This window comes from Arthrobacter sp. N1 (assembly GCF_048288285.1).
In the GTDB taxonomy this organism is placed as follows: Bacteria; Actinomycetota; Actinomycetes; order Actinomycetales; family Micrococcaceae; genus Arthrobacter_D.
In genome coordinates this window covers 1,754,976-1,780,297 of sequence record NZ_CP102608.1, presented here as the reverse complement: position 1 = coordinate 1,780,297, position 25,322 = coordinate 1,754,976, and the positions used below count along the sequence as shown (strand labels likewise).

Here is a 25,322-nt window from a genome sequence, read left to right as displayed (position 1 = left end):
CCCGAAGGCGACGGTCAGGTTGTGGAGCTCGACGAGGGGGACACGGGGGACACGGGGGACACGGGGAGCGAGGTCATGGGAGTCTTCCTTCGGACCGCCGGCGCAGCTCGCGCCCGACGACGGTGATGGACAGGACGGTGGCGACGAGGAAGGCCGCGGGGAGCGTGATCAGCCACGGCGCGTTGGAGATGAAGTTGCGCCCGGCCGAGAGCATGGCACCCCATTCGGGCGCGGGGGGAGGGGTGCCGAGCCCGAGGAAGCTGAGGGAGGCACCTGCTCCGATGGCGGACCCGACGCCGATCGTCGCCAGCACCAGGACCGGCTTGAGGACTTTCGGCAGGATGTGCGCGAGCAGGATGCGCCAGCCGGGCAGCCCCAGGGTACGCGCCGCCTCGACGTACCCGGAGCGGCGGACCAGGTGGGTCTGCGCACGGGTGATCCTCGCGTAGTAGGCGATGCTGCCGGCGCCGATCGCCAGGATGGCGTTCCCCGTCCCGCCGCCGATGATGCCGATCACCACGAGCGCCAGGAGGATCTCCGGGATGGCGAGGGTCACGTCGAGCACCCGCATGACCGATGCCTCGACGAGCCGCCCGTTCAGGCCGGCCAGCAGGCCGATCGCGGTGCCGCCGACCACCCCGATCGCGGTCGCGCCGAGACCGATCGAGAGCGATGTCGCTGTGCCGTGGATGATCCGCGTGTAGGCGTCGGCGCCGGAGTCGTCCGTGCCGAACCACGCCTGCGGGCCGGGTGCCTCGAAACTCCTCGCCGGCTCGACGGCGTAGGGATCGCCGGGAGCGAGCAGTCCGGGAACGAGGACCGCCGCGGCGAGCCACAGGAGGAACGCGGAGGCCAGGACGAGCCCCGGGCGGAGACCGGGCCGTCGTCGTGCCGCTCGTACGTGCGGCCTCGGCTCCGCGGGCGTGGGGAGCGTACCGGTCGGGGCGGCCTGCACCGCGACCGGCGCGAGCGTGCGGTCGGTGATGCTCATGCGGTCACCACTTTCGGGTCGATGAGGGTGTACAGAAGGTCGATCACGAGGTTCACCACGACGTAGACCGCGGCAGCGAGGAGCACGATCCCGATGATGACGGGGAGGTCCTTGTTGTACACGGACGCCAGGGTGAGGGAACCGAGCCCTTGCCGGCTGAACAGCGTCTCCACGACCACGGAACCGCCGAGCAGTGCCGCGACCACGAAGCCGGACATCGTCAGCACGGGGATGATGGCGTGCCGCAGGGCGTGGCGGAAGCGGACGGCGAGATCCCGCAGGCCCCGGGACCGTGCCGTGAGGATGAAGGGCTGCTCCAGGACGTCCTCGAGTTCGTTGCGGAGGACCTGCGACAGTGTGCCGAAGACGGCCAGGGCCAGGGTGAGGGCAGGCAGGACGAGCGCGGCCGGCCCCTGGTTGCCGCCGATGGGGAACCAGTGGAGCGTGAAGGAGAAGACGATCAGGAGGGCGAACCCGATGATGAACGTGGGGGTTGCAGCGAGGACCACCTCGATCCCGGAGACGATCCCGCGGATCCACGGGGCGCGCTGCGCCGAGAGGATCGCCACCGCGAACGTGAGGGGCAGCGCGAGGGCGACGGCGGCGGCGGACAGGGCCGCCGTCGCCCCGATCTGCTGTCCGATGGCCTCGGACACGGGGATGCGCAGCCGATAGGACTGTCCGAGGTCACCCTGCAGCAGGTTGCCCAGGTAGCTGCCGTACTGTACGACGAACGGCTGGTCGAGCAGATAGTCGGCGCGGACCTGGGCGAGGGCCTCCGGGGTAGGTCGGGCGTCCGGCCCACCGAGGATCAGCAGGGCGATGTCCCCCGGTACCAGATGGATCGCGAGGAAGGTGAGGGAGGCCGCGCCCCACAGGACGCCGACCCCGATCAGCAGGCGGGTGACGACGCGGCGGAGGACGGCCACCTACTCCGCCTTCCAGGCGTAGGTGAGGACGGGCACGGGATGCGAGGTGTCCACGGCGACGCCCTGCACCGTCCTCGAGTAGGCGAACTGGCTCGGATTCTCGTAGAGCGGCACCCCGGGAACGATCTCCAGCAGGCGGTGCTGGGCCTTCGCGTAGGCCTCCGCCGCTTCCGGCCCGTCATCGGACTCCCGCGCGGTGGCCAGCAGCGCGTCCAGGGCGGGGTCATCCACCGAGGAGGAGTTCTGGCCGATCCGTTCACCCGTGATCTCCGAGGAGTGGTACCGGATGAAGAGGACATCGGTGGTGTTGGTGTGCCACACGCCGGCCAGGGCGTCGTAATCGCCGGCGTAGCGGAGTTCCGTGAGCTGGGCCTGGGGTACCTGGATGATCCGGAGATCGAACCCCACCTTCCGCGCCTCACCCTGCAGCTGCACGAGCAGGGGACTGGGCGTCGAGCTCTCGACGGTCGGCACCTCGACGGTGAGCCGCGCGCCGTCCCTGGTGCGGAAGCCATCTGCGTCCCGCCCCGTCCAGCCGGCCTCGTCGAGGAGCGCGTCCGCTCGTGCCGGATCGTAGGTCAGCACGCCCTCGACGGTCGGATCGTAGTACTTGCTCTCCTTCGAGAGGAAACTGTCGATCGGTGTGTAGGTGCCGAACCCGAGGCTCTCGGTCACCGCTTCGGTGTCGACGGCAGCGGCGAAGGCCTGGCGGACGGCGAGATCGTCGAACGGAGCGCGCGCCAGGTTGAAGCCGAGCACGTAGGGACTGCCCGTCCTCGGCAGGTTCTCGTACACGAAGTTCGGGTCCGCCTGCACCGCCGCCGCGTTCTGGGGTGCCAGGTTCTCGGTGAGGTCGTACTGTCCCGAGACCAGGGACTGGTGCCGGATCACCGGTTCCGCGACGAGGGTGACCTCGACGCCGTCGAGGTGGGCCGCGCCCTCACCCTCGAGCCACGCGGGCGCCCAGTCGTAGTCCTCCCGCTTCGCGTAGCTGATGCTCTGCCCGGGCCGGTAGTCCTCCACGGTGAACGGGCCGGTGCCGATGGGATTCTGGCAGAGGGTCTCCGGGGACTCGGTGATGGCCTTGCCCGAGTTCATGCCGAGCCAGGACTGCGCGAGTGTGTAGAGGAACGGCGTGTAGGGGTAGGCGAGGTGTGCTTCGAAGGTGTACTCGTCCACGACCGTCCCGTCCACGTACGGGGCGATGTAGGCGGCGGCCAGGGGCGACTTGGTGGCCGGGTCCCGCATGTGCTCCAGGTTCTGTCCGAAGACCTCCGCGTTCCAGGGTGACCCGTCGCTGAACGTGACACCTTCGCGCAGGCGGAAGGTGTACGTCCTGCCGTCCTCGGAGATCTCCCAGGACTCGGCGAGGTACGGCGCGATCTCCCCGTCCTCGTCCAGGGTCACGACGTTGTCGTAGATGAGACGCCCGAGGAACTGCTGCTGCGTGGCCGAGATACCGTGCCCGTCGAGGCAGCCGGGCTCTGCGGAGATGGAGACGTCGAGGATGCCACCGGACACCGGCTCGGTGCCTGCCGGCGCAGTGGATCCCGTGGGTCCGGCGCATCCGGCGAGGACGACGATCAGGGTGACGGCGCCGAGGGCCGTCCGTGACAGCGGCGTGCGGAAGGGTAGGGCGGAGGTGAATGCACCGGATGAATTCCGGGCAGGATGGATCGACATTTCAGGCATGGTGAATTCCCTCGGGAAAAAGGAAGCATTCGAGCGAAGGGCGTCCGGAGAAAGGTGGAAGCAGTCCCTCGTCAGCAGCGCAGGGCGCGGCGTCGGGACAGGGAGAGAAATGCTAGGGGAGTGCTGGACAGCTCACGGCGAAGCCCTTTCGGAGTGCTCTTGCCCGCACCGGTCCGGCGCATGCGCCGGGGTGGAGGCCGCTTCGTCATCCGAACCACCCAGGAACATGGGGTTGGTGCGCGGTCCAGTCGGAGCTTTCCGACCGCGTCTCTTGAAGCTGTCCCAACTATAAGCAGAGTGCTGATGGCTTGGGGAAACAAAAGAAGTAATGTGACGCGAAGATCCGATCATCTATCAAAAGTGCAGGGAATTCGGCGAAGGCGCCTTCGAGATGTCCAGAAGGACACGCCGTAATTCCCTGCACTCCGGAAAGGCGCGCACGTGAGAATCCCCGGCGGTGCCGCTCATCGTCACCGACAGCGCGTCGCGGATCCCGCGCAGGCCTAGGAGATCTGCAGACCGCCATTGATGTCGTAGGTGGCCGCGGTGATGTAGCCGGCGTCGGGTCCCACCAGGAAGCAGATGAGCGCGGCGATGTCATCGACGGTGCCCACACGTCCCATCAGGATGTCCCTGGACATGTCCTGCTTGCGATCCTCGGTGAGGGTTCCGCCCATGATGTCCGTATCGACAGGGCCGGGTGCCACGGCGTTGACGGTGATGCCATGTTCCCCCATCTCGCGCGCAAGGGCACGGGTGAAGCCGATGATGCCCGCCTTCGACGCACTGTAGGCCACCTTCGAGTACGTGCCGCCGCCGCGCTGAGCGGAGATGGAGGAGATGCTGACCACTCGGCCGAGCTTGCGTTCGATCATCCCGCGCAGGGCGCGCTGCGTGACGAGGAAGGTGCCGGTCATGTTGACGGCGAAGACCTTGTCCCAGGCCGCCCTGGTCTCCTGCATGAACCCCGTAGGAGAGCTGATGCCGGCCAGGTTGATGACGGCGACGATCGGCGGCACCGTCGCCTCGACCGTGGTGATCGCGGCGTCGACCGAGGCCTCGTCGGACACGTCGGCGGCGACGCCGACCGTACGAACACCGTGCCGCTCCGCGATGGCTGCTGCGGCTTCCTCGGCTGCGGCACCGTCGATGTCGAGGATGGCGACGGACCACCCGTCGCGGGCCAGCCGGTCGGCCGTGGCACGGCCGATGCCGCGGGCCGAGGCCGCGCCGGTCAGGACTGCGGTGCGTTCTGTCGGGAAGGTCACGTGGTCTCCTGGTGTCGTTGCTGCTGGTGGATGAAGTGCTCGTAGTCGTCGTAGGTCTGGTTGATGTGCGCCTGCATCGCCTTGCGCGCGACCTCCGGGTTGCGGGTACGGATCGCCGCGAGGACCACCTGGTGATGTTCGATGGCGTGTTCCTGTACCTGGGGGAAGGACGAGGTCGCGCGTCGCATCGCGTAGAGCAGCTGACTGAGCGGTCCGAGGATCACCGGGAGGAACGGGTTCGCCGAGGCCCGGAAGATCGCGTCGTGGAAGGCGAGGTCCGACGCGGTCACGGCATCGAGGTCGCCGGCGTGGTGAGCGGCCCGCAAGGCGAGGTTCGCCTCCTCCATACGTTCGAGGTCCTCGTCCGTGGAATGGAGTGCCGCCAGCTCCGCTGCACCGGTCTCCACCATCCTGCGGATCTCCAGCAGGCGCAGCGCCACGTCGGGGGAGTCGGCCGTGGTGGACGCGTATCTGAGGATGGCCTGCAGATCCGTCCACTGGGCCGCCGGATTCACATACGTTCCGAGGCCCCGCCTGATCTGGACGATGTTCTGCGCCTGGAGTCGCTTGAGCGCTTCCCGCACCGTCAGACGGCTCACATCGCTCGACGCTGCGAGGTCTTTCTCGGGTGGGAGGGCCGAGCCGGGTGCGTAGGTGCCGTCGATGACCCGTTCGAGCAGGTCGTCGAACACCGACTCAGCGAGGGATTTGCGCGCCATCCGTGTCCTCCTCGGTCGTGCGTCGTCGGGGAGCCAGCACCTTGATGACGGCTGAGTCGTCGGCAGTGCCCAGACCCTGCACCTGGCCGAGGAGGAACAGCTGTTCGGCCGCGGCGGCCACAGGGGCGGCGAGTCCCGCCGCCCGGGCAGCATTCCCGACGATGCCCAGGTCCTTGACGAAGATGTCCAAGCGGCTCAGCACCTGGACGTCGTCGTCGTCGTACCCCTCCACCATGCGCGGTCCACGGTTGGACAGCATGAACGACGATGCTGCCCCCGCCTCCAGCGCGGCAAGCGTCTGCCGCCGGTCGAGCCCCAGAGCATCCGCGAGGGCGAGTGCCTCGGCCGCCGCCGCGATGTGCACGCCACAGAGGAGTTGGTTGACGGTCTTCAAGGCCTGACCGTCCCCTGCCTTCGTCCCGACCACGGTCAGGGTCGAGGCGAGCCGTTCCAGGACGGGGCGTGCGGTGTCGAGGGCGCGTGGTTCGGCGCCCACGACGATCAGCAGATCGCCGTCGCCGGCTCGCACGGGGCCACCGGACAGGGGTGCGTCTACCAGGGCCACGCCCTGCTCGGCGAGACGCGCGGTCCAAGCGGCGACGGCGCCCAGGCCCACGGTGCTGGTCATCACGACGACGGCACCCGGCGCAAGTTCGGCGGCGATGCCGTGCTCGCCGAAGAGGACGCTCTCCACCTGGGCTGCATCGCGGACCGCGAGGAGCACGATCCCGGCGTCGGCCACCGCGTCGGCGGCCGACGCCGCACACCTGACGCCGGTCTGCTCGGCCTTCTCCCGGGAAGCCGGCAGCGGGTCGTAGCCGATGATCCTGAAGGCACCGGCCAGCCGGGTTGCCATCGGCAGGCCCATGGCGCCGAGGCCCAGGACGGCGACCTGCGGGGGGCCGGCCTCAGGCGTCACGGGTGTCACCCGCCGATGCTGTGCGGTCCGTCGCTGGAGAGTGGAGGATGTCCACGACGTCGGCGAGGGAGTCATCCGTTCCCACGTTGCCGGCGAAGACCACGAACGGGACGGAGCGGGCGGGGCCGTCGGCCGGTTGCCAGAGGGAGACGATGCCCGGGAGCATGGGTCCGCGCACCATCGCATGCCGGATGGAGAGGCCGTGAGCGGCGACGTCGGAGGAGGTGATGCCACCCTTGGCGACGACGAAGCGGACCGAGGTTGCGCCAAGGGTGGAGCGGACGACGTCGACCACGGAGCGGGAGATGGTGCGGGCCACCTCGAGGCTCTGCTCCGGATCGTCCGTCCGGATCACGCGGCGGCTCGTGTGCAGGATCACCTCGCCCAGGGGGAGCCCGTCGACGACGGCCTGCACGGCGTCGGCCACCGCGGTCTGCCGACGATCGGGGTCGAGGACGGCCTCGACGTCGAGTTCGACCAGCCCTGCCTCGGGTCGACGGGCCACCAGGGCGTCCAGCTGCCGGGTGGTCAGTCCCACGTGGGAGCCCACCACGATCAGTCCGCCCGAGGTGGGAGCGTCCAGGTCGGCGAAGACGTCCTCGGCCGTGAGCGGCGCGCGTTCGCTCTGGCCGATCCGGGCACGGACGAAGGGCGGACCCACCCGGTAGAGCAGCTTCTTGCCGCGGCCTTCCGATTCCTCGAGCCCCAGGGCGAGGGCTCGGAGGTCGTCCTCGGTGACGGCGTCCACCACGATCGGCACGGCGTCGGTCACGCGGTCCAGTGCGTCGGCTATGGCCTGGGCTCCCGAGCGGATGATCGAGAGGTCGAGCCGGACGACGGCGCCGGCCGTTCCACCATTCTTCTCCGCCACGTAGTCACCCAGGTCCGAGGACGTGAACCCGAACGTGGCGTCCCTGGCGAACTCGGTGTGCCCGACCGGGACGACCGTACCCTCGTCTCCCCGGAGGTAGTGGGTGCCGCCGATGGTGATCCGGCCGGCGTCGGGAAAGGCCGGGACGATGACGACGCCGTCGGTCCTGATGCCTGCGAGCGAGCGAAGGGTCCCGCCGATGACGTCGGTCTCCAGCGGGAAGTGGCCCCGGAGGGTTGAATCCCCTCTGCTGACGAACCCGACGGTGACGCCGGCGTCTCGAGCGGCCCGGAGCGAGTTCGCAACGATCTCCCGGTTGCGCGATGCAGCGGCCTGCCGGTCGAGGCTGCGCGTGTTGGTCAGGACATAGACCGCCGGTGCAGGCATTCCATCGATCCGCTGGGCGAAGGCCCACGCGAAGTCGACCGGCTCCCAGGAGGTGAGGACGGGCAGATCGGCGACCGATTGGGTGCCGGTCGGGTCGTCGTCGAGGATTACGAGGATCCGCCCGGATTCCTGGACCGCGGCGGCGATCGTCGCCGGGTCCACGGGCCGGACCGCCGGATAGGGGCCGAGCAACTCTTCCTCGAGTATCACTGATCCGCACCTTCACTCCTGGTCATCGCCCCAGGACCCTTGTCAGATGTCATATGTCCAGTGCTAGTGTGACAGGCAGCACATTCCCCGTCAAAGTACCGGCCAGGTCCGTGCTACCCCTGGGTTGGCAACGAGGCCCCCTCAGTGATCGAGGAGCAGTACGTGGATATTCAACTTCTTCTGGCGCTCGTCCTGGGCATCGCCACCATCATCGTGCTGGTGCTGAGGACCCGGCTCGATGCCTTCGTCGCCCTTCTGATCGCCGCGCTCGTGACCGGTATCGTCGCCGGGCAGGCACCGCTGGACATCGTCACGTCGATCACGACGGGCTTCGGCAACACCCTGGCGTCGATCGGCATCGTGATCGGCCTGGGCGTCGGCATCGGCAAGATCCTCGAGGTATCGGGTGCTGCCAATTCGCTGGCGATGGCGTTCCTCAAACTCTTCGGCAAGGGACGAGAGCCCTGGGCGCTCGGGAGTGTGGGCGCACTGGTGTCCATCCCGGTGTTCTGCGACTCCGGCTACGTGATCATGAATCCGCTGGCCCGTTCGATCGCCCGGGTCAAGCGCGCCGGCTACATCACCCTTGCGCTGGCCCTCGGGTGCGGCATGACGCTGACCCATCACCTGGTACCACCGACCCCTGGCCCGCTGGCGGTCGCCGGAATCCTCGGTGCGGATCTCGGTGCGCTGATCCTCGCGGGTCTCGTGTTCACCATCCTGCTGCTGCCGATCGTCATCGTCTACGCCAAGTGGATCGGTCCGAAGATCGAGCCGTCCATGAACGAGAGCGTGCGCGAGGTCGTCTACGGCACGGCGCAGGCGCAGTCAGGGCACCGAGGAGGGACCGCTGTTGCGGATCGTGGTGGGGGCCGAGCCGGAACAGGCGCCGATGGGGATGCCCCGTCGATGGACGTCGACAACACCACCCTCGGCACCCCTCCGGAGGGCGCCGCACCGCACCGGGTCGGTGCCTTCGTCGCATCGCTGCCGCTGCTGGTCCCGTTGCTCCTGATCATCCTCAACACCGTCAGCGGCGCGATCGACCAGAACAACCAGGGCGTCGTCGGTACGGGGGAGTACGTGCCGTCGTCATGGGCCGTTCCGCTGGCTTTCGTCGGCAACCCCGTCGTGGCTCTCGTGATCGGTGTCATCCTGGCCGTCTACATCCTGCTGCCGCGCTGGACCCCGAGGTCGAAGGTGCAGGGCTGGTTCGCCGAGGCTGCGGCGTCCGCCGGCCTGATCCTCCTCATCACCGGTGCCGGTGGGGCGCTCGGTCAGGTGCTGCGGAGCTCAGGTGTTGGGGACGCCCTGGCGGAGGCCATCGCCGGCACCGCCCTGCCGGCGTTCCTCGTACCGTTCCTCATCGCCACACTGGTGCGCCTTGCCCAGGGCTCCGGGACGGTCGCGATGATCACCGCAGCATCGGTGACCGCGCCGCTGGTCGGTTCACTCGGCATCGACCCGATCGTGGCGGCGATGGCCTGCACCGCCGGATCGATGGTGTTCAGCTACTTCAACGACTCCTACTTCTGGGTCGTGACCCGCTTCGCCGGGCTCGACGGCGTCGCGGCCCTCAAGGGATGGTCGGGCATCACGACGGCGGTGTGGGCCGGTTCCATTCCGCTCCTGTTCATCGCCAACGCGGTTCTGGGCTGATCCGCGAGGCCCGCCGTCGCTCAGGCCGCCGCCCCGCCGCCGCTCGCCGAGCGCGGCGCGACCTCCGGGTCGAGGCGCGGGGTGCGGGCGGGAACCGTCCTTCGCGTCGGGTTCACCGCCTCGAAGGCGGCTCCGATGCGCAGCAGTTCGGTGTCGTCGTAGGCGGAGCCGGCGAAGGTGAGGCCCACGGGCATCTGCAGGTCCGCCATGATGCCCAGGGGGACGGTGACGGTGGGCAGCCCCAGATGGCGGGGGACGAGGTTCCCGTTGGAGACCCACACGCCGTTCCGCCAGGCGATGTCCGCCGACGCGGGGTTCCTGTCGCTGTCCGCCGGTCCGACGTCGGCTGCCGCGGGGAAGACGACGGCGTCCAGTCCGAGGCGGTCCATCCACTGGTCCAGATCGACGTGCCTCGTCTGGTCGAGACCCCGCAGCCCCTCCGCGAGGTGGGGGATGCTCGTCATGCTGACGGCACCGTTGCGGCGGATGTGCTCGGGATACGCCGCGATGTCGTCGTCGAAGCCGCTGTAGCGATCCAGTGCGCCGTCGGGCGCGGGGAAGATCAGGGTTCCGTCGACGTCGGCCAGTGACGAGAGCCGTGGGTCGTCGTTGGCCTGCAGGAAATCGTGCCAGGCCCATACCGACAGGTCGAGGATCTCGCGGCGCAGGTAGTCCGGGCTGACGAGCCCTCTGGTCGCGATCGTCGGAGCTCCGGGCCGGTCGCCCTCGTAGTTGGAGACGACGGGGAAATCGACCTCGACGACCTCGGCGCCTGCCTGCTCGAGGATCCGCCGCGCCCGCTTCCACAGCTCGATGATCGAATCGCGGGTCGTGATGCGCTGACCCGTGGGTCCTCCGATACCGGGGTCGGGACCGGTACCGGCGTCGGGATCGGCGTTGATGTACATGCGGGGGACACCGAACCGTCTGCCGGCGAGGACATGCCGTGCCGCGTCGGGAGCCCCGGGATGAAGGTCTGTGTAGCAGTGGGGACGGAGTTCGGATGTGGGCGGGATGGGGATCCAGGGCTGCACGCGCCAGAAGTCACCCCGGGTCTCGTCGTCGTCGGCGACGATCACCTCGAGGACGTCGAGCATGTCGGCCATGGTGCGGGTGTGGGGGACGACGACGTCCATGGTCGGCACGAGCGGCCAGTTCCCGCGGACGGAGATGAGGCCGCGGGATGGCGTGTAGGCGCACAGGCCGTTGTTGGAGGCGGGGGCGCGCCCTGACGACCAGGTCTCCTCGGCGAGGCCGAAGGCGGCGAAGCTCGCGGCGGTGGCAGTCCCGGATCCGTTGGACGATCCGGAGGCGAACGCAGCGGTGAGGTAGTCGGCGTTGTAGGGGCTTTCGGCGCGACCGTAAACGCCGCGCTGCATGCCGCCGTTGGCCATGGGCGGCATGTTGGTGAGTCCGATCAGCACGGCTCCGCCGGCGCGGAGCCGTGCGATGGTGAAGGCGTCCTGCTGCGCCACGAGGTCCTCGAAGGCGGGAGATCCGGCGGCGACGGTGAGCCCCTGCACCTTGTAGCTGTCCTTGGCGGTGTAGGGGATGCCGTCGAGCGGGCCGAGGGTCCCGGTACGTGCCCTGCGTCGATCTGACGCACGAGCTTCGTCGAGGGCCGCGGGGTTCATGACGACGACGGAATTCAGCCGGATGCCGCTTCGGTCGTAGGCCTCGATCCGGCGGAGGTAGGCCGTGACGATTTCCTCACTCGTCGTCCTGCCGGTGGTGAGCGCGTCCCTGAGCTCGGCGATGCTCGCTTCCACGACGTCGAACATCAGCGCACCGTGCCCGGGTGGGGAGCGGGCTGCTGCTGGGTGATGCAGTGGATGCCGCCGCCGAAGGCGAAGATGTCGCGGGCATCGACCAGTTCCACGGAGCGGTCGGGGTAGGCCTCCTGGAGGATCCGTCGTGCTGCTGCATCGTTGGGGTCGTCGAAGGCGCAGAGGACGACGACGCCGTTGGCGACATAGTGGTTGATGTACGACCAGTCGACGAAGCCGTCCTCCTCCTCGATGACGGTAGGAGCGGGAACGTCGACGATCGTCAGGGGAGATCCGTCGGCGTCGACAGCCGCTTCGAGGACGGAGCGCAGGAATCGGGTGACGGGGTGGTCGGGGTGGTCGGGGTCGTCCTGGCGGTGCAGCAGGAGTGTGCCGGTCGGCGTGAAGCTCGCGACGATGTCGACATGCCCCCGCGTGCCGAACTCCTCGTAGTCGCGGCTGAGGCCCCGTGGGAGCCAGATCGCATGACGTGTTCCGAGCCGGGCATGGACCTCGGCTTCCACGCTCGCCCTGGTGGCGTCGGGGTTCCGTCCGGGGTCGAGCTGCACCGTCTCGGTGAGCAGGACGGCACCGTGTCCGTCGATGTGGAAACCACCTCCTTCGTTGACCAGGACGCTGCTGGTCGCTCCCACGCCGGCGAGCTCGGTGACCTGCCGTCCGACCTGTTCGTCCTTGCCCCACTCCGCCCAGGACTGCGCTCCCCAGCCGTTGAAGATCCAGTCGATACCGTGGACCGATCCGTCGGGCCCGTGGACGAAGGTGGGTCCGGAGTCCCGGAGCCAGGCGTCGTCGAGCGGGACGGGGTGCACGGCGATGGCGTGCCCGAGCATGGTCCGTGCGGTGTCGACGTCTGCCGGGTCGGCCAGGACGGCGACGGGTTCGTAGCGGGCGATGGTGCGGGCGACGCGGGCCCACGCTGCGCGGGCGCGGCCCAGGGTCTCTGATCCGGGCCGCCCGAAGGTGTCGTTGGAGGGCGGGAAGGCCATCCAGGTGCGTTCGTGCGGTGCCCACTCCGGGGGCATCGTCGTCGTGCGCGCGTCCGCCCGACCCGGCCCTGCGTCCGTCGCCGTGTCGGGGGCCGCGGTTCCTGAGCTGTTCATGATTCCTTGCTTCCGTGGTGTGAGTCGGTGGTCGTCGCCGTCGGGTGCCCCGTCACTCGGGGATGACGAGCGCCGACGACTCCTCGGTCAGGGTGCGCCCGTTGAAGAACTCCGGATTCCGGGCCCGGAAGATCAGCATGATGACGGCGCCGGCGACGAGGATGCCGATGCCGATCACGAAGACGAGGCCCACGCCGAAGAGCTCTGATCCGCTGCCGAAAGCGGGGTCCCAGCTGTCGATGGCGGTCTGCAGGAACACCACGATGAGGCCGAGGCCGCCGAGGAGTGGGGCGAGGAACCTGAAGAGGATGTTCCTCGTGCTGGTGAACAGGGAGGCCCGGAAGTACCAGACGCAGGCCAGCGCCGTCAGTCCGTAGTAGAAGCAGATCATCAGCCCGAGGGCCTGGATCGTGTCGTTGAGGACGTTCTCGCTGATGATGCGCATGAGGACGTAGAAGCCGCCGGACAGGACGCCGGCGAAGATCGTGGCGTATACGGGGGAATTCGTGGTCGGGCTGACCGATCCGAACCTGGCAGGCAAGGCCTTGTAGTAGCCCATGGCGAGCAGGGTGCGCGCGGGGGACACGAAGGTCGACTGCAGCGATGCGCCGCAGCTCGAGAGGACGGCCAGTGAGAGCAGGATCGCGAAGGGGCCCATGACGGGCGCCGCGAGGGACGTGAAGACGTTCTCGGAGTTGTCCGGGTTGTTGAGGCCGAGGCCTGTGTCCCCGGTCCCGGCGAACATGATCGTGGCGATGGAGCCGATCAGGTAGATCGCGAGAATGACTGCCGCAGCGATCGTCGCGGCAAGCCCCGAAGTACGCCGCCCGTTGGTGGCCTCCTCGCTGACGGTCAGGCAGACGTCCCATCCCCAGAAGGCGAAGATCGACAGGGACAGGCCGGCCGCGAACGCGGAGAAGCTCTCGATACCGAGCGGGTTGAACCATTCCCAGCTGAAGGCCAGTCCTGAGGCCTGACCGGCGGCGATGCGGCCGAAGGCCTGGATGGTGTACCAGGCCAGGACGAGGAGCTGGAATCCCACGAGGACGTACTGCACGGACTTGGTGGTGCGGATGCCACGGCAGGACACCCAGACGGCGATGGCCATGAACGCCAGGCACGTGACGATGTTCACGGCCTTGTTGGTCGTCAGGTCGGCGAGGGACGCAGTGCCGGTGAGCTGGGCGAGGAACAGATAGAAGAAATCGACGGCGACACCCGCGAGATTGGAGAGCACGATGATGTTGGCAGCGAGCAGGCCCCACCCACCCATCCAGCCCAGCGACGGCCCGAAGGCCTTCGTGACCCAGGTGAAGGTCGTGCCGCTGTCGGGGGAGTCGGCGTTGAGTTCCTTGTAGGCGAGGGCGACCAGGAACATCGGGATGAAGCCGACGATGAAGATCGCGGGGAGGTGGACGCCGATCTCGGCCACGGTGAGACCCAGGGTGCTGGTGAGGACATAGGCGGGAGCGATCGTCGAGATCCCGATGACGACGATGGCGAGCAGACCGAGTTGGCCCCGGGCCAGACCCTTGGGGGACAGGGATGGGGAATCCCTCGGTGTGGGTACGGTGCTGGTCGCTCCGGTGCCGGACATTCTCATGGTGTGCCTCTTCTGACGGGGCGGAGGGTCCTCGTCGACCCGTCCGCGGGAGGTGGTGACATGCCGCAGCCGTGAGGTGCGGTGACGATCCTCGGACGACGCGGACGGAGCAGATCGTGCTTCGTCGTCGACCGGACCGTACGGTCAGGCGTGTGCGCCGACTGCCCTGGAGGGTCGTGCGTCCGCGGTACATCCCGCAGCGCGCATGGTGTCCTCCTGGTCATGACGGACGCCACAAAATGAATGACGTTCATTATTTCTGGATCACTGTAGAGGACGTGACTGATCCGGCACAAGCCCTTCGGCAAGAGACGGCCGATGCCCTGCTCGCCATGGGCATCACGAGGGGCACTCCGGCCGTCGAGAGAAAGGCAGCGCCGTCGACACCTGTGAGGAGCTCGCCGGGAATGGAGCGGCGGGAGCCGTCTCTATGGGCCCACTGCAGACTCGCTGTTATTTGACGTGAGGTCGGCGCAGCCTTGACGAGGGGTGATCGCCGACGCTAGTTGACATAATGTAGATTATCGGCGAATTATTAGTCCCTCTGGAAGGGGCTATCCGGTTCCTGAAGGTCTTGCCCGCACCGGTGCGAGAACTGCGGGCCGCGGCATCATCGGTCGTCGACCGTCGGCTCTGGAAGCGCCACGGATGATCTACGGAAGCGGATCGAGAAGTGCAGATGTCAGGGTCGCGCTCAGGCCGGGCGGAACATCCACGTCCGCGCCCAGCGCCTGCAGTGCGCGGCTGAGGTAGTTACGGGCGGCCGCCGCGAGAGCGATCTCCACGATCTCCGGGTCCGTGAACCCCTCGGCGCGCAGGGCGAGTGCATCGGCGTCGGTCATCGACGCCGACGCGGTGCTCATCTTCTCGGCGAAGACCATCATCGCCACCTCTGGAGACGACAGGCCCGCCGTGCGGTAGTCCCGGGCAATGGCCGTCAGTTCCTCCTCGCCGATGTAGGGCAACGCCTTCCGGCCGTGCGCGAGCCGACAATGCCTGCTTCCGATGCCCAGGGCCGCAGCCAGCGTCACCAACTCGTATCTCCGGGGGTCCATCGACCCGGCGATGGCGCTGATCAGTCCCTCCCACGCACGGTAGGCGGGAGGATGCAGCGCAAGGACCTTGGTGTGCGCCGCGACGTAGCCGAGGGAGTCGGCATCCTCGCCATAGATGGCGGCGATCTCGCCCGTCGCCTCGCTCTCGGACACCTGCTCGAGAATACTCACTGTCGGACCTCCTGCAGTACGTCGGGCCTCCAGTATCAGGCGTCGGAGAACGGCAGACCAGAGCAGGCGGCACCGGTGAACGCTTCCCGCGCCGTCGCGGACTCCCCGATCAAGGTCGGGCGGGTTGCCAGGCGGAGAGGTCGAGGACCCGGTCCGCACGGTCACGGGTCGCAGCGACGAGGTCGGCATTGGGTTCATCGACGCGGCGCACCCATTCCTCGGCGGCCGCGGGCGTCTTACCGAACAGGACGTGGCGGGCGATGAGCCGCGCACGGCGTACGTCGGGGTCGATGTCGATGAACCAGACTTCGTCGAGGCGGTCCCGAGCCTCCCGCCAGCCGGGGGCATCGAGCAGCAGGTAGTTCCCCTCGGTGACGATCAGGGTCGACGACGGCGGCACCGGCAGGGCGTTCGCCAGGGGCTGCTCGAGGGCGCGCTCGAAAGCCGGCGCGTACACGACGTGGTCCGGTCGTTCGTGCAGCCGGGAGAGAAGAGCTACGTAGCCGTGGGCGTCGAAGGTCTCGGGTGCGCCCTTCCGGTCGAGCACCCCGAGGGTGAGGAGAGCCTGATCGGCGAGGTGGAACCCGTCCATGGGTACCGAGGCGTGCGCGGCGGCGTCGAGGCCGACGACGGCTTCTGCCACGGTCGACTTCCCGGCGCCGGGCGCCCCGACGATGCCGAGCAGGAAGCGACTGCCGTCGGTGGCCCGCGGAAGCAGTGCCGCGAGCTGGCGAGGGTCCGAGACAGGCGTGACGATCATCGCGCGGAGCGTCGCGGGATGAGTCGCTTCATGGTCGGACGTCGCTGGTCAGCAGTGATGGTCATGACAGGAGATTCTGCACCACGTGGGCCCGGACAAGCTCCGGCTGCACGGGTCGACCGGCGATTCCGGTCCGTCGTGGTCGGCCACCGGGCGGAAGGACCGGCGGTCGGTCACGACCATCAGCGTCCGGGACAGCGCCCGACGCCTCCCCTGTCCCCTCCCTGGCAGCGGTCGGAACAGCGGTCGGAACGGGGTCAGAACAGCGGCCACGGCACAGCGGGCATCCCGCCGCGTGGCTCGGGGAATCGCGCCGCGGATCGCAGCCGGTCGCAACGGGCCGCGAGGGCCGCGAGTTCACCCGGCGTGATGAGCGCCGCGAGGGCACGACCCAATGCGCCATCGAGCGCTCCGCTGACACGGGCGACGCCGTCGAGTTCGTCGGCGGTCAGCGGATCCCCCACCCAGCCCCAGAGGACGGTGCGGAGCTTGTGCTCGGTGTGGAAGGTCAGCCCGTGGTCCACGCCGTGCCGGTGCCCGTCGGTCATCGCGAGGATGTGGTCCCCTTTGCGGTCGGCGTTGTTGACGACGACGTCGAACACCGCCATGCGCCGCAGCGCCGTCGTGTCCTCGTGGACGAGGGCGACGGTCCGGCCGGTCTCGTCCTGACCTTCGAGGACGTGCTTCCAGCCGGTCTCGGGAACCTCGTCGGCCCCGACGAGGTCGACGGCATCCTGCTCCGGATCGGCGTCCTGCCACAGCTGGACCATGCCGTCGCCCAACGGTCCGTCGCGCAGCCAGGTCCGCGGGACGACGTCCCATCCGAACGCCTCGGAGACGAGGAACGCGGCCACTTCGCGGTGTGCGAGGCTGCCGTCGGGGAAGTCCCACAGCGGGTTCTCCCCCGCGATCGGCTTGTAGACGACCGCCGCACCGTCGACGCTGCCGAGGAATGTCGCATTGGACGCCGTCCTGATGCGGCCGGTGAGCGTCAGTTCGGCGCCCACGAGGTCGGGTGCCGGCATCAGGCCTCGGGCATGGCGCAGGTGTGCCCGTCGGCATCGATCGGCCGGCCGCAGATCACGCAGATCGGACGGCCGGCACCGACGATCTCCCTGGTCCGCTTGGCGAAGGCCCGTGCGGTGCCGACCGGCATCCGCACCAGCAGCATCTCGGACGCGTCCGTCTCGTCGTCGTCCAGGGCATCGAGGTCGTCGTCGCTGTCGGCGTCGACGAGCGGATAGGCCTCCACGACGATCTGCGCGGTGGTGGGGTCCCACCCGAGGCTCATGGTGCCGGTCCGGAACTGCTCCTGCACGGAGTCGAGCTGGTCGTTGTCCACGAGTTCGATCGGCGTTCCCGTGGGGACGCTGAAGGGGTTGCCCTCGAGGGTGATGAGCTGGTCGAGGATCTCGTCGATCTTCTCGGCGAGTTGCGCCGACTGCTGCTTCTCCAGCGCGATGCTGACGATCTGCTTCCCGGTGCGCACCTGCAGGTAGAACGTGCGCTCCCCCGGTACTCCGATGGTGCCGACGACGACCCGGTCAGGCCAGGTGAACTCGTGAACGATGGTAGGCATGATCCTATTTTAGGCGCTCGGGGACGGTGGTGACGGATGACCTGCGCCACCGCCGACGGGCGCATCGGCTGCGGCCGCGGCGGCCTTCAGCCAGGACAGGTCACCCGCATCGGAATTGGTCAGATGCACCGTCGGGCGCATGCTGCCGTACTGCACGATCGACACCGAGGCGGGACCGACGGTGATGCGCTGGAACAGGTCGAGGTGCATCCCGTAGGCATCGGCGAGGACGGACTTGATGATGTCCCCGTGGCTGACCGCCACCCAGACCGCGCCGGCACCGTGTTCTGCTTCGAAGGCCGCGTCCTGTCTTCGGATCGCCGCCACGGCCCGCGCCTGCATCCCGGCCATCGACTCACCGCCCGGGAACACGACGGCGGAGGGCTGGGACTGCACTGTCGACCAGAGCCCTTCGGTCGCGAGATCCTTCAGGGATCGGCCCTGCCACCGGCCGTAGTCGCATTCCGTGAGATCGGCGTCGATGGGGACCTGCGGGGTCCCGGACTGGCGGTCGACGATGAACTGCGCCGTCTCGCGGCACCGCTCGAGGGGACTTGACACCACCCCGACCAGGGGCACCGCGGACAGCCGGTCCGCCGTCGTCGCCGCCTGCCCGCGCCCGGTCCCGTCGAGGCTGACGCCGGGGGTCCGGCCGGCGAGGAGGCCGGTGGCATTCGCTGTGGTGCGTCCGTGCCGCACGAGGATGACTGTGGCCATGACCCCAGCCTAACCATCGGCACGACGGCGGGCGGACACAGCGTCCGCCGGGTGCCTCAGGCGCCCACGTACGCGGCGAGGTGCCGGCCCGTGAGTGTCGCACGGCTCGCCACCAGTTCCGCCGGTGTCCCCGCGAAGACGATCGTCCCGCCGTCGTGGCCGGCACCCGGTCCGACGTCGACGAGCCAGTCGGCGTGCGCCATGACCGCCTGGTGGTGCTCGATGACGATGACCGACTTCCCCGCGTCCACGAGACGGTCCAGCAGTCCCAGGAGGTTCTCGACGTCCGCGAGGTGCAGGCCGGCCGTCGGCTCGTCGAGGACCAGGATGCCGCCCTTCTCCCCCATGTGGGTGGCGAGCTTGAGGCGCTGGCGTTCGCCGCCGGACAGCGTGGTCAGCGGCTGGCCGAGGCTCACGTAGCCGAGCCCGACGTCGGCCAGCCGGCGGAGAACCGCGAGGGCTGCCGGGACCTTCGCGTCGCCCTCGGCGAAGAACCGGACCGCCTCGCTCACCGGCATGGAGAGCACCTCGCTGATGTTCTTCCCGCCCAGCGTGTACTCGAGCACCTCGGCCATGAAGCGCTTGCCACCGCAGACCTCGCACGTGGTGGCGACCCCGGCCATCATCGCGAGATCGGTGAAGATGACGCCCGCGCCGTTGCAGGTGGGGCATGCACCCTCGGAGTTGGCGCTGAAGAGGGCGGGCTTCACCCCGTTGGCCTTCGCGAAGGCCTTGCGGATGGGCTCCAGCATGCTCGTGTAGGTCGCAGGGTTGCTGCGCCGTGATCCCTTGATCGCCGTCTGGTCCACCGCCACCACCCCGTCGCGACCGGAGACCGAGCCGTGGATCAGCGAGCTCTTCCCGGAGCCGGCCACTCCGGTGACGACGCACAGCACCCCGAGGGGGATGTCGACGTCGACGTCCCGGACGTTGTGCGCCGTCGCGCCCCTGACCTCGAGGACACCCTTCGGCGAGCGCAGGCCGTCCTTGAGGGCGGCACGGTCGTCGAGGTGCCGGCCGGTGAGCGTCCCGCTGGCGCGCAGGCCCTCGACCGTCCCCTCGAAGCACACCGTCCCGCCGGCGGTCCCGGCCCCGGGACCGAGGTCGACGACGTGGTCGGCGATCGCGATCATCTCGGGTTTGTGGTCCACCACCAGCACGGTGTTGCCCTTGTCGCGCAGGCGCAGCAGGAGGTCGTTCATGCGCTGGATGTCGTGCGGGTGGAGGCCGATCGTCGGCTCGTCGAAGACGTAGGTGATATCGGTGAGGGAGGAGCCGAGGTGCCGGATCATCTTGGTGCGCTGGGATTCACCGCCGGAGAGGGTGCCCGACGGCCGATCGAGGCTGAGGTAGCCCAGGCCGATCTCCACGAAGGAGTCGAGCGTCTCCCCCAGTGCCTTCAGCAGCGGCGCGACCGATGGTTCGTGGAGGCCGCGCACCCAGGCCGCGAGATCGCTGATCTGCATCCGGCAGGCGTCGGCGATGCTGACGCCGTCGATCGTCGAGGAGCGCGCCGCCTCGCTGAGGCGGGTGCCGTCGCACTCCGGACAGGTGGTGAACGTGACCGCCCGGTCCACGAAGGCCCGGATGTGCGGCTGCATGGATTCGCGGTCCTTGGCGAGCATGGACTTCTGGATCTTGGGGACGAGGCCCTCGTAGGTGATGTTGATGCCGTCGACCTTGATCTTGGTCGGTTCCTTGTAGAGGAGATCCTGCAGCTCGCGCTCCGTGAAGTCCTGGATTGGGGTATCCGCGTCGAAGTACCCGCACCCACCGAAGATCCGGCCGTACCAGCCCTCCATGCTGTAGCCGGGAATGGTCAGGGCTCCCCCGTTCAGGGACTTCGTCTCGTCGTAGAGCTGCGTCAGGTCGATGTCGGTCACCGAGCCCATGCCCTCGCACCGCGGGCACATCCCGCCGGTGATCGTGAAGCTGCGCCGTTCCTTGACCGTGGTGCCGCCGCGATCGATGGTCACCGCGCCCGCACCGCTGATGGACGCCACGTTGAAGGAGAACGCCTGCGGTGACCCGATGTGCGGCCGGCCGAGGCGGGAGAAGACGATCCTCAGCATCGCGTTGACGTCGGTCGCCGTGCCGACGGTCGAGCGGGGGTTGGCACCCATGCGCTCCTGGTCCACGATGATCGCCGTCGTCAGTCCCTCGAGGACGTCGACGTCGGGCCGCGCGAGCGTGGGCATGAAGCCCTGCAGGAAGGCGCTGTAGGTCTCATTGATCATCCGCTGGGATTCCGCGGCGATGGTGTCGAACACCAGGGAGCTCTTGCCCGAGCCCGAGACACCGGTGAACACCGACAGCCGCCGTTTCGGGATGTCGATCGTCACGTTGTCGAGGTTGTTCTCCCGGGCGCCCTGCACCCTGATCAGGTCATGGGTGTCCGCCGCGTGTCCGGTCCTTCCGTCCGCTGCCTGCTGCTCGTCCGCCGTGGCCGTGGTCATGGTGTCCCCTCGAAGCTCCTGCTCGGCGGTCAGCCCCGCCTGCTGCCGCCCCGCCCGGTTCGGCTCGTCCGATTGTCCTGTGCCGCGGCGGAACCGGCAATGGGCTCCTGACCCGGACCTGTCCGCGATGTGTGGTTGGCTGAGGAAATGAGCACCCTCGACCACAGTCCCGACCCGGCGGCCCCCGGGGACGCCCTGACGGCGGCGGCGATGACCGAGCTGGTCGGGTCCGTCCTTGCGCACGAGCTCCCGCCCATCGTCGTCGCCGGCCACCCGGTGCTGCGCCATCCGGCGGAGGAGGTCCACGGCCGGCTCGACGACGAACTCCTCGACCGGCTGATCGCCACCATGAGGAGGGTGATGCATGCCGCGCCTGGGGTGGGCCTCGCGGCGCCGCAGATCGGCATCCCCCTGCGTATCGCTGTGCTCGAGGATCGCGGCGTCCCGGACGAGGCCGTGGCTGCCGCCCGCTCCCGCACGCCCCTTCCCTTCACCGTGATGATCGATCCGCACTACACCGCGGTCGGCGACGCGAAGGACAGCTTCTACGAGGGGTGTCTCTCGGTCCCCGGCTACCAGGCGGTCGTCGATCGCCACCACGCCGTGGAGGCGACCTACACGCGACCGGACGGCACCCGCACCACGGAGGTCTTCGAGGGCTGGCCGGCACGGATCGTCCAGCACGAGACCGACCACCTGGACGGGCGGCTCTACCTGGACCGGGCGCATGTGCGCTCGCTCTCGTCCGACCGGGAACACGCACGCTGGGCGCAGCCGACCGTCGAGGACGCGCGCCGCGGCCTGGGCTTCTGACCACGGCGCGCCTCCTGCCGCCCGGAGGCCGCTACCGGACGGCGGGGTCCGAGGGGTTCGCAGGCGTCGGGAGGTAGCGCGCCCACCAGCGCAGGATGTGCTCGAACCGCTGCCGGCGGTGCCACGGGGACCCGGAGCGTGAGAGCTCGTGCGTCTCGCCCGGGAAGACCAGCATCTCGGTCTCGACGCCCTGCTTCTTGAGGGCCGTGTAGTACCGCTGGGCCTGCTCGATGGGACAGCGCAGGTCCTCCTCCGAGTGGATCACGAAGGCCGGTGTCCGCACCGCGCCGATCGTCGCGAAGGGGTTCTGCGTCTCGACGTGCGCAGGATCCGTGCCGGTGTACTCCTCCGAGAAGAACCACCCGATGTCGGAGGAACCCACGAACGACGGCGGATCGAGGTAGCCGCGCTCCACGATCGCCGCCTGGAAACGGTGGTCGTGCGCGATGGTCCACGCCGTCAGGTAGCCGCCGTAGGAACCACCCATGACACCCAGGCGCTCGCCGTCCATGGCGTCGAACTCGGCGACGGCGCCGTCCAGGTACGCCAGCACGTCGTCGAGGTCCACCGTGCCCATGGCCTCCTTGATGACCCGCCCGTGGGCCTGGCCGTACCCCGCGGCACCGCGCGGATTGCACAGCAGCACGGCGTACCCCGCAGCGGCGTACACCTGGGCCTCGTCGAAGTAGCCCCAGCCGTACTGCGCGAACGGCCCGCCGTGGATGACGAGCAGGACAGGGTGCGGGCCGTCCCCCTCGGGCAGCACCACCCATCCGTGGACGGGCGTCCCGTCCGGAGCGGTGTAGGTGCGCTCCTGCGGTGTGCCGACGCGGGTGTCCGCGCGGAGCCCCGCCGAGAAGTCGGTGAGCGTCCGGAGCCCTGCGCCCTCGACCACCGCGACGTCGCCCGAGGTGGCGGGATCCGTGTAGGACACGACGACGGCGTCACCCGCCGCGTCCGCCCCGGTGACGACGGTGGGGCCGGTGACGAGGGCCTCGGTCTCGCCCGTGGCGGAGATCCTCAGCAGTTCGCCCGCGCCCCGCGTCCGGTTGAAGGCGAGAACCGCGTCCGGTCCGGCGGCCACGAGATCTTGCACGTCGCCGAAGTCGACCGTCTCGGGCTCGCTGAGCCGCCGGACGCTGGTCGGATCGTCGACGCTCAGCACGTAGAGGGCGGTGTTCCGCGCCACGAAGTCGAGACCCGAGGGCGAGAGGTCCGAGGCCAGGAAGAAGACCGACCCACCGTCCGCGCTGGGGCGCGGTGCTCCGCAGCCGAGCAGCGTGTCGCCGCCCAGGTTGGTGAGCTGCCGACGGTCGCCGCCGTCGAGCGCGATGGAGTGGATGTCGGAGACCAGCGTCGAATCGGCGTCGTCGCCCAGCGCTGCGGTGAAGAGGATCCGGTGTCCGTCGGCGGAGAAGACCGGTTCGAGGTGGTCCGCGTCCGCACCCGTCAGCTGCGTGGCCGCCGGCACCGCCCCCTGCTCCTCCAGGGCGCCCGGGCCCTCCACGGGTTTCTGCCCGAGCCGCCCGACGGCGGTGACATACGGCTCGTCGTCGAGGTCCGGGAGGGTGACGGAGAAGAGCTGCGACCGCTTGTCCGTCGTGTAGCCGAGGCCGTTCATACGGTACTTGTACTGCGTGACCAGCCGGGGGTCCTCGAGGCCGGCACCGACGCCGTCGATGGTCCCATAGCGACCGTGCTCGGGGACGCGGGCGGCGAAGACGACGGTCGCCGAATCCGGGGAGATGTCGAACCGGCCGACGCCGAGCGGCTGGTCGGTCAGCTGGACGGGTTCCCCTCCGGTGGCCTGCACGGCGAACAGCTGCGGTTTCCCGCCGGCGGACGCGCGCAGGAACACGAGGACGGTCCCGTCCGGTGCGAAGCGGGGCGAGGTGTCGCGGAAGCCGCGCGTGAGCCGGCGACGTCCGCCGTCGAGCGTGATCTCCCACAGCTGCCCGACATAGCTGTCGGCGCGGAGGTCGGGGCGGGTGGCGGCGACGACCAGACGGGAACCGTCCGGGTGGAGGGTCGGTGCGCCCGTGGTGGTCAGGAGTTCGATCTGGTCTGGTTTCACCCTCCCGATCAGACCCGAAATAGTGGCCTGAGTCAACGGTGGACGGAGGATAGATCGGTGGGGATCCCTAGGATGGGACGATGCCCGCGCTGCCCCACGACGTCCTCACCTGTCCCGTCTGCTCGTCCCCCCTGGCTCCGGACGGCCGGGCGCTGGTGTGCGGTCGAGGGCACCGGTTCGACGCGGCCCGCCAGGGCTACGTGAACCTCCTGACCGGCAAGGGCTCGCCGTTCGAGGGCGACACCCCGGAGATGGTCGACGCCAGGGAGGCGTTCCTCGGCTCCGGGCACTATGCGCCGCTGAGGGATGCGGTCATCGCCGCGAGCCTCCGCCACGCTGCGCGCGGCGGGGTCGCGCTCGATGCCGGAGCGGGGACGGGATACTACCTCGCGGGCGTGTCGGAGGCCCTGCCGTCCCACGTCCCGATCGCGCTCGACGTCTCCAAGGCCGCGCTCCGACGTGCTGCCCGCCGCCTGCCGCACGGCGTCAGCCTCGTCTGGGACGTGTGGCGCCCGCTCCCGCTGGCCGACGCCTCGGTGGACGTCCTGCTCAACGTCTTCGCCCCGCGCAACGCCGCCGAGTTCGTGCGGGTGCTTGCTCCGAACGGATGCCTCGTGGTCGTCACCCCGCGGCCCGGGCACCTCGCCGGGCTCGACGCCGTCGGGCCCCTCCTCTCGGTACCGCCGCAGAAGGCCGACGACGTCGCCGCATCCTTCGCCGGTGTCCTCGCCGAAGCCGAGCGCACGGACATCGACTACACGATGGTTCTCCCCCGGGACCTCGCACGGTCGGCGCTGGTGATGGGACCGGCGGCGCGGCACGCGGACCTGCGCGTCACCGGAACCACCGGAGGAGCCGCCGCCGATCGGGGGCTCGACGCCGGACCGCTGGAGGTCGATGCGCGCTTCACGCTGCAGGTCCTGACCCGACCGGCCTAGCTCCGCGCGCCCCCGGCGACGATCCGGCCGCCGCAGGGGTCCACTGCCCACCCTGTACACTTAGGTGTTTACCCGGTCCTGCGCAGGAACATCCGCGCGCCCGCCGGTGTTGTACACATGACTTCCCCCGCCACCTGCAGGTGGCGGGCGGCACGGCACACAAGCGGTAACGATCCCCGTCCTGCGGGGATCACGGTGACAAGGAGAACGACATGAGCGATCGCAGCCTGCGGGGCATGCGCCTCGGAGCACAATCGATGGAGACGGAGTCCGGCGTCGAGCCCGCTCCCCGCCAGCGGGTCGAGTACCGCTGCGAGGACGGCGAGCGGGTGTTCGTGACCTTCTCCTCCGAGGCCGACATCCCGGCGACCTGGGTCTCCAAGACCGGCAAGGAAGCCCTCCTGGTGGACGGCGAGAAGCCGGACACGTCGAACGACAAGCCGGTGCGTACGCACTGGGACATGCTGCTGGAGCGCCGCTCGGTGGAGGAACTCGAGCAGATCCTCCAGGACCGGCTCACCATCCTGCGTGAGCGCCGCGGAGAGCGCCGCTCCGCCTAGGACGGAGAGGCCTGCTGACGCAGGTCCTCGCACCGATGAGAAGGCACCCGCCGTTCGGCGGGTG

21 protein-coding genes and 1 riboswitch are annotated in these 25,322 nt (G+C 69.2%); of the genes, 4 read left to right on the top strand and 17 right to left on the bottom strand.

Annotated features, from left to right (window positions below; genetic code table 11):
- Window positions 1-73 precede the first annotated feature (73 nt).
- From NVV32_RS08025 to NVV32_RS07995, 7 genes are all read right to left on the bottom strand, one after another.
- Complete coding sequence (locus NVV32_RS08025) at window positions 74-991, bottom strand: ABC transporter permease (protein WP_422391969.1); 918 nt, start codon at window positions 989-991, stop codon at window positions 74-76.
- A complete protein-coding gene (locus NVV32_RS08020; RefSeq protein ID WP_055771132.1) occupies window positions 988-1,920 on the bottom strand; it encodes an ABC transporter permease in 933 nt (310 codons plus the stop codon). The genes NVV32_RS08025 and NVV32_RS08020 overlap by 4 nt, the downstream gene beginning before the upstream one ends.
- Window positions 1,921-3,603 (bottom strand): ABC transporter substrate-binding protein, encoded by a 1,683-nt coding sequence (locus tag NVV32_RS08015; RefSeq protein WP_422391968.1) that lies wholly within the window; start codon window positions 3,601-3,603, stop codon window positions 1,921-1,923.
- Window positions 3,604-3,762: 159 nt separating this feature from the next.
- Window positions 3,763-3,889: riboswitch (SAM riboswitch) on the bottom strand.
- Window positions 3,890-4,115: 226 nt separating this feature from the next.
- Window positions 4,116-4,880 carry an SDR family NAD(P)-dependent oxidoreductase gene (locus tag NVV32_RS08010; protein ID WP_422391967.1) on the bottom strand — a complete coding sequence of 255 codons (765 nt, stop codon included), beginning with the start codon at window positions 4,878-4,880 and terminating at the stop codon, window positions 4,116-4,118.
- Entirely contained in the window at window positions 4,877-5,599 is a 723-nt protein-coding gene (locus NVV32_RS08005) for a FadR/GntR family transcriptional regulator (protein ID WP_422391966.1), read from the bottom strand. Before NVV32_RS08005 ends, NVV32_RS08010 begins: the two co-directional genes overlap by 4 nt.
- Window positions 5,577-6,467: an NAD(P)-dependent oxidoreductase gene (locus NVV32_RS08000; RefSeq protein ID WP_422392023.1), complete on the bottom strand. Its 891-nt coding sequence runs from the start codon at window positions 6,465-6,467 to the stop codon at window positions 5,577-5,579. Before NVV32_RS08000 ends, NVV32_RS08005 begins: the two co-directional genes overlap by 23 nt.
- 40 nt (window positions 6,468-6,507) lie before the next feature.
- Window positions 6,508-7,986, bottom strand: coding sequence for a four-carbon acid sugar kinase family protein (locus NVV32_RS07995; protein WP_422391965.1), 1,479 nt, complete (start codon window positions 7,984-7,986; stop codon window positions 6,508-6,510).
- 144 nt (window positions 7,987-8,130) lie between these two features.
- Between NVV32_RS07995 and NVV32_RS07990 the strand changes: the two genes are divergently transcribed.
- A complete protein-coding gene (locus NVV32_RS07990) occupies window positions 8,131-9,645 on the top strand; it encodes a GntP family permease (RefSeq protein ID WP_422391964.1) in 1,515 nt (504 codons plus the stop codon).
- A gap of 20 nt (window positions 9,646-9,665) precedes the next feature.
- Here NVV32_RS07990 and NVV32_RS07985 read toward each other — a convergent pair whose 3' ends face one another.
- The 9 genes from NVV32_RS07985 to NVV32_RS07945 all read right to left on the bottom strand — a co-directional run bounded on the left by NVV32_RS07985 (window position 9,666) and on the right by NVV32_RS07945 (window position 20,873).
- A complete protein-coding gene (locus tag NVV32_RS07985) occupies window positions 9,666-11,426 on the bottom strand; it encodes an amidase (RefSeq protein ID WP_422391963.1) in 1,761 nt (586 codons plus the stop codon).
- Window positions 11,426-12,532 (bottom strand): agmatine deiminase family protein, encoded by a 1,107-nt coding sequence (locus NVV32_RS07980; protein WP_422391962.1) that lies wholly within the window; start codon window positions 12,530-12,532, stop codon window positions 11,426-11,428. Before NVV32_RS07980 ends, NVV32_RS07985 begins: the two co-directional genes overlap by 1 nt.
- Window positions 12,533-12,584: 52 nt before the next feature.
- On the bottom strand, window positions 12,585-14,129 hold the full coding sequence (locus NVV32_RS07975) for an APC family permease (protein ID WP_422391961.1): 1,545 nt from the start codon (window positions 14,127-14,129) through the stop codon (window positions 12,585-12,587).
- A gap of 659 nt (window positions 14,130-14,788) precedes the next feature.
- Window positions 14,789-15,361, bottom strand: coding sequence for a carboxymuconolactone decarboxylase family protein (locus tag NVV32_RS07970; RefSeq protein ID WP_422391960.1), 573 nt, complete (start codon window positions 15,359-15,361; stop codon window positions 14,789-14,791).
- Window positions 15,362-15,470: 109 nt separating this feature from the next.
- Window positions 15,471-16,121: a nucleoside/nucleotide kinase family protein gene (locus NVV32_RS07965; protein WP_422391959.1), complete on the bottom strand. Its 651-nt coding sequence runs from the start codon at window positions 16,119-16,121 to the stop codon at window positions 15,471-15,473.
- Between the two features lie 257 nt (window positions 16,122-16,378).
- On the bottom strand, window positions 16,379-17,146 hold the full coding sequence (locus tag NVV32_RS07960; protein ID WP_055771112.1) for an SCO1664 family protein: 768 nt from the start codon (window positions 17,144-17,146) through the stop codon (window positions 16,379-16,381).
- Window positions 17,146-17,700: a DUF3090 domain-containing protein gene (locus tag NVV32_RS07955; RefSeq protein ID WP_422391958.1), complete on the bottom strand. Its 555-nt coding sequence runs from the start codon at window positions 17,698-17,700 to the stop codon at window positions 17,146-17,148. The genes NVV32_RS07960 and NVV32_RS07955 overlap by 1 nt, the downstream gene beginning before the upstream one ends.
- A 9-nt stretch (window positions 17,701-17,709) precedes the next feature.
- Window positions 17,710-18,417 carry a histidine phosphatase family protein gene (locus tag NVV32_RS07950; protein ID WP_055771107.1) on the bottom strand — a complete coding sequence of 236 codons (708 nt, stop codon included), beginning with the start codon at window positions 18,415-18,417 and terminating at the stop codon, window positions 17,710-17,712.
- Window positions 18,418-18,473: 56 nt separating this feature from the next.
- Window positions 18,474-20,873, bottom strand: a complete 2,400-nt coding sequence (locus NVV32_RS07945) for an ATP-binding cassette domain-containing protein (protein ID WP_422391957.1) — start codon at window positions 20,871-20,873, stop codon at window positions 18,474-18,476.
- Window positions 20,874-21,020: 147 nt separating this feature from the next.
- On the opposite strand from NVV32_RS07945, the gene NVV32_RS07940 reads away from it, so the two are divergent.
- Window positions 21,021-21,686 (top strand): peptide deformylase, encoded by a 666-nt coding sequence (locus NVV32_RS07940; protein ID WP_200914821.1) that lies wholly within the window; start codon window positions 21,021-21,023, stop codon window positions 21,684-21,686.
- 31 nt (window positions 21,687-21,717) lie between these two features.
- Here NVV32_RS07940 and NVV32_RS07935 read toward each other — a convergent pair whose 3' ends face one another.
- Entirely contained in the window at window positions 21,718-23,760 is a 2,043-nt protein-coding gene (locus NVV32_RS07935; RefSeq protein ID WP_422391956.1) for a S9 family peptidase, read from the bottom strand.
- An 80-nt stretch (window positions 23,761-23,840) separates the two neighbouring features.
- On the opposite strand from NVV32_RS07935, the gene NVV32_RS07930 reads away from it, so the two are divergent.
- Both NVV32_RS07930 and NVV32_RS07925 read left to right on the top strand, forming a co-directional pair.
- A complete protein-coding gene (locus NVV32_RS07930) occupies window positions 23,841-24,698 on the top strand; it encodes a putative RNA methyltransferase (RefSeq protein ID WP_055771100.1) in 858 nt (285 codons plus the stop codon).
- 212 nt (window positions 24,699-24,910) lie between these two features.
- A complete protein-coding gene (locus tag NVV32_RS07925; RefSeq protein WP_043445375.1) occupies window positions 24,911-25,258 on the top strand; it encodes an RNA polymerase-binding protein RbpA in 348 nt (115 codons plus the stop codon).
- Window positions 25,259-25,322 lie beyond the last annotated feature (64 nt).

What these genes read in the sequence shown, in the direction of transcription:
- NVV32_RS08025 (WP_422391969.1), bottom strand. Translation starts at nt 991, where the DNA reads ATGAGCATCACCGACCGCACGCTCGCGCCGGTCGCGGTGCAGGCCGCC.
- NVV32_RS08015 (WP_422391968.1), bottom strand. Translation starts at nt 3,603, where the DNA reads ATGTCGATCCATCCTGCCCGGAATTCATCCGGTGCATTCACCTCCGCC.
- NVV32_RS08005 (WP_422391966.1), bottom strand. Translation starts at nt 5,599, where the DNA reads ATGGCGCGCAAATCCCTCGCTGAGTCGGTGTTCGACGACCTGCTCGAA.
- NVV32_RS08000 (WP_422392023.1), bottom strand. Translation starts at nt 6,467, where the DNA reads ATGGGCCTGCCGATGGCAACCCGGCTGGCCGGTGCCTTCAGGATCATC.
- NVV32_RS07985 (WP_422391963.1), bottom strand. Translation starts at nt 11,426, where the DNA reads ATGTTCGACGTCGTGGAAGCGAGCATCGCCGAGCTCAGGGACGCGCTC.
- NVV32_RS07980 (WP_422391962.1), bottom strand. Translation starts at nt 12,532, where the DNA reads ATGAACAGCTCAGGAACCGCGGCCCCCGACACGGCGACGGACGCAGGG.
- NVV32_RS07975 (WP_422391961.1), bottom strand. Translation starts at nt 14,129, where the DNA reads ATGTCCGGCACCGGAGCGACCAGCACCGTACCCACACCGAGGGATTCC.
- NVV32_RS07965 (WP_422391959.1), bottom strand. Translation starts at nt 16,121, where the DNA reads ATGATCGTCACGCCTGTCTCGGACCCTCGCCAGCTCGCGGCACTGCTT.
- NVV32_RS07960 (WP_055771112.1), bottom strand. Translation starts at nt 17,146, where the DNA reads ATGCCGGCACCCGACCTCGTGGGCGCCGAACTGACGCTCACCGGCCGC.
- NVV32_RS07955 (WP_422391958.1), bottom strand. Translation starts at nt 17,700, where the DNA reads ATGCCTACCATCGTTCACGAGTTCACCTGGCCTGACCGGGTCGTCGTC.
- NVV32_RS07950 (WP_055771107.1), bottom strand. Translation starts at nt 18,417, where the DNA reads ATGGCCACAGTCATCCTCGTGCGGCACGGACGCACCACAGCGAATGCC.
- NVV32_RS07945 (WP_422391957.1), bottom strand. Translation starts at nt 20,873, where the DNA reads ATGACCACGGCCACGGCGGACGAGCAGCAGGCAGCGGACGGAAGGACC.
- NVV32_RS07940 (WP_200914821.1), top strand. Translation starts at nt 21,021, where the DNA reads ATGAGCACCCTCGACCACAGTCCCGACCCGGCGGCCCCCGGGGACGCC.
- NVV32_RS07930 (WP_055771100.1), top strand. Translation starts at nt 23,841, where the DNA reads ATGCCCGCGCTGCCCCACGACGTCCTCACCTGTCCCGTCTGCTCGTCC.
- NVV32_RS07925 (WP_043445375.1), top strand. Translation starts at nt 24,911, where the DNA reads ATGAGCGATCGCAGCCTGCGGGGCATGCGCCTCGGAGCACAATCGATG.